Genomic DNA, 11,753 nt, shown 5'->3' on the forward strand with positions numbered 1-11,753 from the left:
TTCTGGGTTAGGGCCGAAGACCGAAACAAAAACACAGCAATCCTGTATGATGAACTAGGTTTGGCAGAATATGAAGCAATCGAAGCTTTTAAGCGCTTTGATTACTAATAAAATTTAAGATTCGTATTTAGAGCGAGTCGAATTACAAAATTCAGATTGGTTTCATAGCGATTAGTGAGGTTCAATAGAGATCATTCTGAGTTTTGTTTCTTTTATCTATTTATTAATGTTTCTTCAGGGAAACATCATTTCAAAAAAATTAAAATGAAGTATTTATTAGTCCTACTATTTGCAGGTTTAACATCTAGTGCTCAGGTTCAAAAAGAGCAACTAAATCTTATGCCTTGGCCTCAGAGTGTTGTTATAAACGACGGAAATTTTGCTTTAACTAAAAGTTTTAAAGTAAATATTACTGGAAACCCAAATCCAAGAATTTTTGGCGGGGTAACACGTTTTTTACGTCGTTTAGATGGCCGGACTGGTATGTTTTTTTCTCAAGGTTTTGTGACAAAATTAAATGAAGTTCCAACAGCTGAACTTCAGATAAACTGTACCAAAAGCGGAAAAATTGGTTTGTACGAAGATGAAAGTTATCATTTAGATGTCAAACAAAATAAAATTACAATAAACGCAACAAGTGATTTAGGTGCTTTGCATGGCCTTGAAACCTTATTGCAGTTACTGCAAAACAATAATACCTCATTTTATTTTCCGAACACTCAAATTTCAGATTTTCCGAGATTTACCTGGAGAGGATTGATGATCGATGCTTCAAGGCATTTTCAGCCGGTTGATGTTATCAAAAGAAATATTGACGGATTGGCAGCAATGAAAATGAATGTTTTTCATTGGCATTTGGTTGACGATCAGGGGTGGAGAATCGAAATGAAAAAACATCCAAAACTAATTGAGGTTGCTTCGGATGGATTATATTATACACAAGAGGAAATTAAAAATATCGTAAAATATGCCGATGAGCGCGGTATTTTAATAGTTCCGGAAATAGATGTTCCAGGTCACGGATCTTCGATATTAACAGCTTATCCAGAAATTGGAAGCAAAGTGATTACGCTGACAGGTGGAACTTCTGAAAAAAATATTCAGGGAACAGCAATTGCTACCTACGGAATTGAAAGAAATGCTGGTATTTTTTCACCAACATTAGATCCTTCAAATCCTAAAACATATCAAATTTTAAGTGAACTTTTTGATGAGGTTTGCCCATTATTTCCCGGAGCTTATTTTCATATTGGGGGAGACGAAAATGAGGGGAAAGATTGGGATGCAAATCCGAAAATTCAAGAGTTTAAAAAGAAGCATAATTTAAAAACAAACCACGAGTTACAAACGTATTTCACAATGCAATTGGCTCCAATGCTTAAAAAGCACGGAAAACAATTAATGGGATGGGAAGAAATTTTAACCAAAGACCTTTCAAAAGAAGCGATTGTTCATTCGTGGAGAGGTGCAAATGAAGGAATGGCTGCTGGACAGTCTTTAGTTGATGCAGTAAAAAAAGGGTATAAAACCGTATTGTCAAACGGTTATTATATCGATTTGATGTATCCGGTTGAAAGCCATTATTTAAATGATCCAATGCCAAAAGGATCAAATTTAACTTCAGAAGAAAAAGCAAGAATTTTAGGAGGAGAAGCTACAATGTGGACAGAGCTTGCATCTGAAACTACTATAGATTCAAGAGTTTGGCCAAGAACAGCTGCAATTGCAGAAAGACTTTGGTCGGCAGAAGACATTACAGATGTGTCCAATATGCGTAAACGTCTAGAAGTAGTTTCATTTAGACTTGAAGAATTAGGATTGACGCATATTCGCAACAAAGCAGTAATCTTAAGGAATATTGCAAACAATCAGGATATCAGTTTATTAAATGAATTTTCGAATGTTTGTGAACCTTTAAAAGGATATACACGCAACAAAGGTGGAACGGAATATCAAATGTATTCGCCATTGACGCTTTTTGCAGATGCATGCACACCTGACGCAAAAGATGCTCTAACTTTTAATGAAGTAGTAACGCAATATGTAGCGAATAAAACGCCTGAGAATAAAGCTAAAGTGGCATCATTTTTAACGAAATGGATTGCTGTGAATAAAGGGTTAAATGAATTAAGCGCAAATGCGCCACTAGTACAATCATTTCTTCCTTTGTCAAAAAAATTAAGTGATGCGTCAGAACAGGTTTTATTGATTTTGGACAACAAATCGACTTTAAAATCAGAAGATTTGAAGAAATTAATTGAAGACTGTAATACAAAAGAGTATGCTGACGTGGAGCTGGCAGTTTACACAGGCTTAAAGAAATTAATATAAAGATTTGGTTTGAATTAGTATTTAGTAAGTTTAAGTATTGTTTTAAGAGTGCTGATTATCTCTGCCAAAAAAACATTTGGCAGAGGTAATTATAATTAAACTTTCAAATTCTTTTTAATTCAACATCAAAACAAAATAATTACAAAATAACCACTAAAGGAATATTAACATTTAAAAACCAAATAGAAAGAGTACAATTTAAAACATGACAAAACAGAGTTAATTGATGAGTAGTCCCAAATTTATCAGTTGTATTTAATAGTAATTTTTTAAAAATTATAAATAAATATCAATCACTACTATTTGCTAATGATTATCAAGAATCAGTAATAGTAATATTTATCTATAGAATTTAATTTGAGTTTATTTCCAATCGGCGCAGCCTTCCAACCTGTGTTGAGCGAAACCAAGCATTAACAATGCTTCGGCCCAATTATTTATTTTCTATTAACCAATATTAATAACTATGAAACATTATTACAGATTACTTTTTTTGTTTTTGTTGTTTCCCATACTTGCGTTAGCCCAACCAGCTCACGGTAAAAAAGTAGTGGGGTATTATGCACAATGGTCTATTTATGCCCGGGATTTCAACGTTCCGAAAATTGATGGAAGTAAATTGACGCATTTAAATTACTCTTTTTATGGCACAACGTATGATCCGGTACATCCGGAGAATACAAAATTGAAATGTTTGGATACCTATGCTGATTATGAGCATATGGAAGGTGGGATTCCTTGGGATGCTCCGGTAAAAGGAAACTTTTATGACTTAATGAAACTTAAGCAAAAGTATCCTCATTTAAAAGTTTTAATTTCTGTTGGAGGATGGACAAAAGGTCAGGATCTTTCGCCAATTGCCGCCAGTCCGGTAGCAAGAGCAGCATTAGCAGCTGATATGGCAAATTTCATTGTTACTTATCCGTTTATTGATGGTTTCGACATCGATTGGGAATATCCTCTTTCAGGCGGAACTGATGGTACAGAAATAGTGAATGGAGCACCTGTTCCTGCACAAAAATACAGTCCTGATGACAATAAAAATTTAGTGCTTTTGTTGAAAGCAATGCGTCAGGCAATGCCAAATAAGCTTATTACAATCGCTGCTGGAAACAACGTTCGAAATGTAGCAAAGCAATATTTAGGCCCAAACAACAGATCACAATACGGAATGACTGAAGATATTTCAACATATTGCGATTATATCACTTATTTTGGATATGATTTTGGAGGAAACTGGTATGACAAAACATGCTACAATGCTCCTTTATACGCAAGTGGAAACACTAATGATCCATTATATGGCGCGACTCAATCAGAATCGTTAGACGAATTAACAAATCAATATTTAAACGTAATTGGTTTTCCTGCAAATAAATTAATCATGGGATTACCTTTCTATGGGAAAAAATTTGATCATGTTGCCAATAACGGAAACAATCCAAATTTACCAGGCTTGTTTGTTTCGGCTCCAAGAGATATAGTTGGAGGATGTACCAATCCGCAAAACCCAATCGGTACTTGGGATGGTTCTGGAGCATGTGAACGTTCTGGAAGTATTGAAATTTGTGATTTAGTCGGAAATCCGGTTACAAATTCACATGCTTATCTAGATCCAAATACAATGCAGGTAACAGCATCTGCAGCTTCAGCAGGATGGGTAAGATATTTTGATAATACTACTAAAGTTCCTTATTTATACAACTCAACTTTAAAACAGTTTATTTCTTATGAAGATAAGCAATCAATGGATTTAAAGGTTCAGTATATTAAATCTAGAAATTTGGCCGGAGGAATGATTTGGGAATTATCTCAGGATACAAGAGGTTCAATTCCAAATTCATTATTAACTCAGGTTGATACTTCTTTCGGAAGCGTTGTTCCAGGAACAGTAAGTATTTCGGGTTCTGTAAAAAGCGGATCAGCTTTAGTTACAGATGTTACAGTTGAATTAAGAAATGCAAGTAATGCGGTTATTCAGACAATAGTTTCTACCACTGGAAATTTTGCATTCAACAATTTGACTTCGGGACAAAATTATACATTAACGGCTTTAAAAGCGGCTTATACATTTACTCCTGTAACTTTAACAAACGTTACGGTAAATCAAACAGGAGTTGTTATTAACGGAACGCAACCGACTTATACAGTAAGCGGAACAGTTCTTGACGGATCAACTCCGGTTTCGGGTGTAACTATTTCTGCAGTTTCAGGAAGTTCAACATTAACAGCAGTTTCAAATGCAAGCGGATTTTACAGTGTTGCAGGTTTGACAGCAGGATTAAATTATACTGTTACAGCGGCAAAATCTGGATTCTCTTATACACCGGCTTCAACGTTTTATAACGCAATTGATTCAAACAAAACTTTGAACTTTGCTCAAGGTGCGGCAGGAGTTAATTATACTGTAAGCGGAACTGTTTTAAACAATACAACTCCGGTTTCTGGCGTAACAGTTACAGCTAGTTTTTCAGGCGGAAGCTATGCAGCGGTTACAAATGCAAGCGGTACTTATTCTCTTAGTTTGCCTTCTGGCGGAAACTATACGGTAACTGCAGCTTTAACAGGACAAACATTTACACCAGCTTCAACAGTTTATTCAAATTTGAACGCAAATAAAACATTGAATTTTGCGCAAGATATTGTTGTAAGTACAAATAAAATCAGCGGAACAGTTAAAAATGGAGCAAATCCGGTTGCTGGTGCCAAAGTAGAAATAGTTTTACCATGGACAGACAGCACACATAACTGGAAAAGCGTTATTGCTGTAACTGATGCACAAGGAAAATACAGTTTTGATAATTCGGTTGTAGCAGGTTACACAACAGTTACAAGTTTGAAATTGAATACTTGGGAAAACGGAGAAGTAAATTATTATCCAAATAACCTGGCAAATTTTGCTGTTCCTGCAAATCCAACGGTTTACAATTTTAATACAAGTTCTACAGCAAAATCAGCATTGGCAGCAGCCACAAACTTAATTAGCGGTAGTGTTAAAAATGGAACAACGCCAGTAGCTAATGCCAAAGTAGAAATAGTTTTACCTTGGACAGATAGCACACACAACTGGAAAAGTGTTTTGGCAACAACAGATGCATCAGGAAATTACACTTTCGATAATTCAGTTGTAGCAGGTTATACACAAATTTTAAGTTTGAAATTAAATACATGGGAAAATGGTGAAGTGACTTATTACCCAAATAACTTAGCCAACTTTGCAGTACCAACAACTCCAACGGTTTATAATTTTAATAGACAAGCGGTGGTTGCGACTAAGCCAGTGGTTACCATTACAGCGCCAACAGCTTCGGCGATTGCTATAAATTTAGGATCATCAATTAATTTTGTCGCAAGTGTTGGATTAAGTGCTGTTGATGCCACTACAATCTCATCTGTGGTATTTAGTTTAGATGGACAAAGTTTGAGTGCTACCAATTCTTCGGGAACTTATACAGCGGTTTGGACACCAGTAGCAAATCAGTTTTCGCTTAGTCATACATTAACTGTTACAGCTACTGCATCAAACGGAACAACAGATTCAAAAACATATAGTTTTACATTAACTTGTTCAGGTGCAAACTGCCCAAATTCATTGCCTGTAATTACTTGGAATTCACCATCGAATACTACTGTATACCAAAATACTTTCCAGGTTGTACCAATTTCAGTTACAGCTGTTGATAGTAACGGATCGGTTTCAGGTGTTACGATTACAATAAATGGAGGCACATTTAATATGGTAGCAGGTACAAATAATACCTATACATATAATTTTACGCCATCTGCTTATCAGGATTATTCAGTTGTAATCAAAGCAACCGATAATCAATCTGGTGTAACTACATTAAATAATACAATTAAAATTGCGCAAGTAGGCACTAATAGATTTATTCCGCTTCCATCTAAAATTATTTTAGGATACGCACATTCTTGGGAAAATACTTCAGCGCCATTTTTATATTTTTCTCAAATGGTAGGAAAGAAGTTTAACGTAGTTGATTATTCTTTTGTAGAGACCGTTAATCGCGATGGTTATACACCAGTGTTAACTACAAATGACACTAGATATTTGACCAATGGTGTTTTCGATAAACAATTGTTGAAGAATGATATAAAATCCTTAAGAGATAGCGGAGTCCCTGTTATTGTTTCTATTGGAGGTCAAAATGGTCATGTTGTTTTAGACAATGTAACGCAGAAAAATATTTTTGTTAATGGCCTAAAAGCAATTATTGATGAGTATCAATTTGATGGAGTTGATATTGATTTTGAAGGCGGATCGATGAATTTTAATGCAGGAGGTTTAAGAGATATTTCGTATGCGGGTATTTCTGCTTATCCAAGATTAAAAAACGTAGTAGATGCTTTCAAAGAATTAAAAGCGTACTATGGCCCTGGATTTTTATTAACTGCAGCTCCGGAAACACAATATGTGCAAGGAGGATATTCTACTTATACGGATACTTTTGGTTCTTTCCTGCCAATCATTCAAAATTTGCGTAATGAATTGGATTTGTTAGCGGTACAATTGTATAACACAGGAGGAGAAAACGGGTTAGATGGTCAGTATTATGGTACAGCTAAGAAAGCAAACATGGTAACAGCCCTAACGGATATGGTGATAAAAGGGTATAACATTGGTACAACAGGAATGCATTTTGATGGTTTACCAGCCTCAAAAGTTCTTATTGCATTACCAGCTTGTCCGAGTGCAGCAGGTAGCGGTTATTTAACACCAGCAGAAGGAATTAGCGCTATGAATTATTTGAGAACCGGAACAACTTTTTCAGGAAGAACATATACGATGCAACCAGGCGGACCATATCCTTCTTTAAGAGGTTTAATGACTTGGTCTGTGAACTGGGATGCATCTTCTTGTGGAAATTCATCTGAATTATCTAATGCGTATGCCGCTTATTTCGCATCGCAGTCGGCAGCAAAAACATTAGCTCTTGATGATATTTCTCCAAAAGACGATAGCACAATAGCTTATTTTAGAAATGATGCCTTACTAGTTTCAAATGAGAATGAAGATATTGCACAAGTTGATGTTTTCAATGTTTATGGACAAAATTTAGTAAGTAAGAGAAACGCTCTGAATAATAAGGAAGTACTGCTTCAGAATCATAATTTCTCATCTAAACAAGTATTTTTAGTAATAGTGACAGACAAAGCAGGAAACAAAAAAACACTCAAAGTAATGAATTTTTTAAACTAGAGTAAAGAATTGAAAATTTCGAAATAAAAAATTGGGACGGTTAAAATTGAGTTTGGTTATTTATTTTTTAATCTAATTTTTATTTCAAATAAATGCTGTGAATTAAGGAGATTTGTTATTTGGTTTTCTCCTTGATAAGCGCATTATGAACCTGGCAAATCTCTATTGCCAGGTTTTTTTATGTCTAAAATGTAAAGTAGCCACAAAGTATGTCATTGCAAGGAACGAAGCAACCGCACTTGCTGAATCAATTGTTAGTGAGATTGCTTCGTTCCTCGCAAAGACATTGCGGTTAAAAAGAAATCAGTATTTTTGACCTTTAGAATTATCACATAAAACTTCATGAAAAAATCATTCACTATTATAATTATATTTTTATTTTTCACTTCAAGCTTCAGCCAAAACAAATTTGGAAATCCAGAAGTCGATCCCATTCAAATCCAGAAAACTTTTAGTGATTGGTCAATTTATCAAAATAAAAAAATAATGCTTTCTAGAGATTTTACTGCTTTAGATGCATCTTCAAAAGAAATCTCAAAAGAAACTTTTCTGGATCAGTTGGCAAACGGAAATTTCATACCAATCCGATTAAAATCTGAAGGAAATGAATACGCTTATAAACTATTCAAAATTCAGCCAAAAACAGATACAAGCATAAAAGCAACAATAAACCAAATAGGTTTTGATGCTTATAAAAACTTCAAAATGGAAGGAACAGCTTTTCCAAAATTTTCCTTTAAGGATTTAAACGGAAATTTGGTAACGAATGAATCCATGAAGGGAAAAATCATTGTGATAAAATGCTGGTATATTCATTGTACGCCTTGCATCAGAGAATTTCCGCAAGTCAATAAATTAGTAGAAGAATACAAAAACCGAAAAGATATTGTTTTTATAAGTTTAGCCGAAGATTCTCCAGAACAATTAAAAACATTTTTGGCAAGAAAACCACTTTCGTATTCCGTAATTCCTGATATGAAAGAATATATGAATGAAGCTTTGCAGCTGAATTCATTTCCAACGCATTTTATTCTAAATAAAGAAGGAATGATTTCGAAAGTCCTGCCAAATTTTGAAAGTTTAGAAGTAGCGTTGGCTAAGGAAAGTAAGCTGTAGTTTTTTAACCATATAAGTTCATGTAAGAGATTATAAGTGTTGTTGCTAATTGTAGGAAATTATAAGTTTAGTTTAAATGAACTTATATCACTTATGTGGTTTTATGACCTGTATAAAGTTCTTTCTCTGCGATTTTCTGAGAAATGCTTGTTCGTGTAAAACCTTAGCACCTTAGTATCTTTGCAACTTAGAACCTTTTTCACTACTTTTGCACCAAATTAATTAAAAAGACATTCATGTTAACAGTCAATAATTTATCAGTTCAATTTGGCAAACGAATTTTGTTTGACGAAGTAAATACCACATTCACTCACGGAAATATTTACGGCGTTATTGGAGCCAACGGTGCTGGAAAATCTACATTTCTTAAAATTATCTCAGGCGATATGGACCCAACTTCGGGGCATATTCATTTAGAGCCAGGAAAACGTATGTCGGTTTTAAACCAAAATCACAATATGTTTGATGAGCATACTGTTTTGGAAACCGTTTTAATGGGAAATAAAGTTCTGTACGCTGTTAAAAAAGAAATGGATGAACTTTATTTGGATTATAATGATAAAAATGCAGATAGAATAGGAGAACTTCAGGTTCAATTTGAAGAAATGAACGGATGGAACGCCGATTCTGACGCTGCTGCGATGTTGTCTAACTTAGGTATTTCAGAAGCAGATCATTATACTTTAATGGCTGATATGGAAGGAAAAATGAAAGTTCGTGTGCTTTTGGCGCAGGCGCTTTTCGGAAATCCTGATGTATTGATTATGGATGAGCCTACCAACGATTTGGATTTCGAGACAATCGCTTGGTTAGAAAACTTCTTAGCAAACTACGAAAATACTGTAATCGTTGTATCTCACGACCGTCACTTTTTAGATGCGGTTTGTACACATATTTCTGATATTGATTTCGGAAAAATCAATCACTATTCAGGAAACTATACGTTCTGGTATGAGTCTAGCCAATTGGCCGCAAAACAACGTGCTCAGCAAAACAAAAAAGCAGAAGAGAAGAAACAAGAGTTGGAAGAATTTATTCGTCGTTTTAGTGCAAACGTTGCGAAATCAAAACAAGCAACTTCTCGTAAAAAAATGATTTCGAAATTGAATATTTCTGAAATCAAACCTTCAAGCCGTCGTTACCCTGCGATTATTTTTGATCAGGATCGTGAAGCTGGAGATCAGATTTTGAATGTAGAAAACTTATCAGCTTCTGTAGATGGCGAAGTTCTTTTTAAAGATGTTGATTTGAATATGGCAAAAGGCGATAAAATCGTTCTTTTCTCTAAAGATTCACGTGCAACAACAGCTTTCTACGAAATCTTAAACGGTGAACAAAAAGCAGATTCAGGATCTTTTGATTGGGGAATTACAACAAACCAAGCGTATTTGCCAGCTGAAAACCATAAATATTTCGAAAACGATTTGACTTTAGTTGATTGGTTACGTCAATACGCTAAAACAGAAGAAGAGCGTGATGAGGTATTTATTAGAGGTTTCTTAGGGAAAATGATTTTCTCTGGAGAAGAAGCTTTAAAAACTTCAAGAGTTTTATCTGGAGGAGAAAAAGTACGTTGTATGTTGTCAAGAATGATGATGGAGCGTGCTAACGTTTTAATGCTAGATGAGCCAACAAACCACTTAGATTTGGAGTCTATTACAGCTTTCAACAATTCATTGAAAAACTTTAAAGGTTCTGTAATTTTCACAACACATGACCACGAGTTCGCGCAAACTGTTGGTAACAGAATCGTAGAATTGACACCAAACGGAGTAATCGACCGTTACATGACATTTGATGAATATCTTGATGATGAAAAAATTCAAGAACAAAGAAAAAAGATGTACAATCTTTAATCTTTAAATTCCAATATATTAAATTCCCAAATTCCAATTTTTGTGAATTTGGGATTTTCTATTCTATATCTTTCAAGCATAGTTTGTCATTTCGACCGAAGGGAGAAATCTTCGCAAGTAGCTCGACAAAGATTGGACTTTGTTTTAAATGATAAAAAAATCCCAAACTCCAAGTTTTAAATTGGAATTTAGGATTTTTTATTTGTTTATTGACAACTATTTGCTTCCGAACATTTTGGCGAAAATCCAGATAATAATCGCAATAATAAAAATTACGATAAATATCCCGAATCCCATTCCGGCTTTAAAAATGTCTCCAATAACTTCGCAGCTTGTAAATGAAAACAGTATTACAAATACCATTAACAATCTTAGTATTTTATTTTGCATGACTTCTGATGTTTTAAATTGATATTTAAAATTACTTCAGGAAGCTGGAAAATGTGTTATAGAATTTTTGGGAAATGTTTTAGGATTTAGGTATTTGTATTTTGTTGAAATAATTTATATAACTAATTATTTGAATTTACTTAATTATTGAAATTGTTTGAAATAAAAAAACAAATTAGAAATAATTTTAAACAGAATAAGTATATATACAATCGGAAGTAAAATATAACGAGAATTTAGTAAAAAAGCGAATAGTTTATAACAAATAATTCCATTTAATACAATTGGCAATAGCATGAAAGTTACTGCAATTAATATAAAGCCAAAACCACTAATTAATGAATTATTAGACAATCTCATTTTTATTGATTCTAACTCAATTAGTGAAGGGTAAATTAAAAGCTCAAGCATTGATCCACTACTAATATTTGGATATATTTTACTCTGTATTTCTTTTAGTCCTGCATCAATCAATTGGTTAAATGCCATGTAGGAGACCGTTATGTAATTAGAAACAATAGCAAGAAAAGGAATTGATAAAATAAGAATTTGTCTATTATTAATGCTAAGGTCTAATACTTTTACTTCTGAAATAATAGAATTATCTATTAAAAACCAAATTATAATCAAAACAAGAGTTATGAAATAATAGTTGTACATGAGTTTGATGCTAGTTTTGCAATTTTCAATTAAGATTGGTTCAATTGCTTTTAATTCCTCAATAGTTGTTTTTCGGTTATTAATAGTATTAATAATTTGTGAATTAAAATTTGGTTGTTTCATTTGTAAAATTCTTGAATGATTTAGTTTTGGAGTTAAATAATTTTTGCGTGAATGAATTT

At 33.7% G+C, this 11,753-nt stretch carries 6 protein-coding genes; 4 read left to right on the forward strand and 2 right to left on the reverse strand.

What is annotated here, in order from left to right; genetic code table 11:
• Positions 1-264: 264 nt before the first annotated feature.
• The 4 genes from ACWA1B_RS21990 (at position 265) to ACWA1B_RS22005 (ending at position 10,521) form a co-directional block, all read left to right on the forward strand.
• Positions 265-2,331 carry a beta-N-acetylhexosaminidase gene (locus ACWA1B_RS21990; protein WP_456910662.1) on the forward strand — a complete coding sequence of 689 codons (2,067 nt, stop codon included), beginning with the start codon at positions 265-267 and terminating at the stop codon, positions 2,329-2,331.
• A 466-nt stretch (positions 2,332-2,797) separates the two neighbouring features.
• Positions 2,798-7,549: a T9SS-translocated chitinase ChiA gene (chiA, locus tag ACWA1B_RS21995; protein WP_456910664.1), complete on the forward strand. Its 4,752-nt coding sequence runs from the start codon at positions 2,798-2,800 to the stop codon at positions 7,547-7,549.
• 342 nt (positions 7,550-7,891) lie between these two features.
• On the forward strand, positions 7,892-8,665 hold the full coding sequence (locus ACWA1B_RS22000) for a TlpA family protein disulfide reductase (RefSeq protein WP_456910666.1): 774 nt from the start codon (positions 7,892-7,894) through the stop codon (positions 8,663-8,665).
• A gap of 236 nt (positions 8,666-8,901) precedes the next feature.
• Positions 8,902-10,521: an ABC-F family ATP-binding cassette domain-containing protein gene (locus ACWA1B_RS22005; protein ID WP_142450814.1), complete on the forward strand. Its 1,620-nt coding sequence runs from the start codon at positions 8,902-8,904 to the stop codon at positions 10,519-10,521.
• Positions 10,522-10,737: 216 nt separating this feature from the next.
• On the opposite strand, the gene ACWA1B_RS22010 is transcribed toward ACWA1B_RS22005, so the two are convergent.
• Positions 10,738-10,911 carry a hypothetical protein gene (locus ACWA1B_RS22010; RefSeq protein WP_008468862.1) on the reverse strand — a complete coding sequence of 58 codons (174 nt, stop codon included), beginning with the start codon at positions 10,909-10,911 and terminating at the stop codon, positions 10,738-10,740.
• A 144-nt stretch (positions 10,912-11,055) separates the two neighbouring features.
• The gene (locus ACWA1B_RS22015) at positions 11,056-11,694 is read right to left on the reverse strand and encodes a hypothetical protein (RefSeq protein WP_456910669.1); all 639 of its coding nucleotides are present in this window, start codon (positions 11,692-11,694) and stop codon (positions 11,056-11,058) included.
• Positions 11,695-11,753 lie beyond the last annotated feature (59 nt).

The organism is Flavobacterium xizangense (genome assembly GCF_054075145.1).

Bases quoted from the DNA above. Each gene is read 5' to 3' on its own strand.
- ACWA1B_RS21990 (WP_456910662.1), top strand. From the start codon at position 265: ATGAAGTATTTATTAGTCCTACTATTTGCAGGTTTAACATCTAGTGCT.
- chiA (WP_456910664.1), top strand. From the start codon at position 2,798: ATGAAACATTATTACAGATTACTTTTTTTGTTTTTGTTGTTTCCCATA.
- ACWA1B_RS22000 (WP_456910666.1), top strand. From the start codon at position 7,892: ATGAAAAAATCATTCACTATTATAATTATATTTTTATTTTTCACTTCA.
- ACWA1B_RS22005 (WP_142450814.1), top strand. From the start codon at position 8,902: ATGTTAACAGTCAATAATTTATCAGTTCAATTTGGCAAACGAATTTTG.
- ACWA1B_RS22010 (WP_008468862.1), bottom strand. From the start codon at position 10,911: ATGCAAAATAAAATACTAAGATTGTTAATGGTATTTGTAATACTGTTT.
- ACWA1B_RS22015 (WP_456910669.1), bottom strand. From the start codon at position 11,694: ATGAAACAACCAAATTTTAATTCACAAATTATTAATACTATTAATAAC.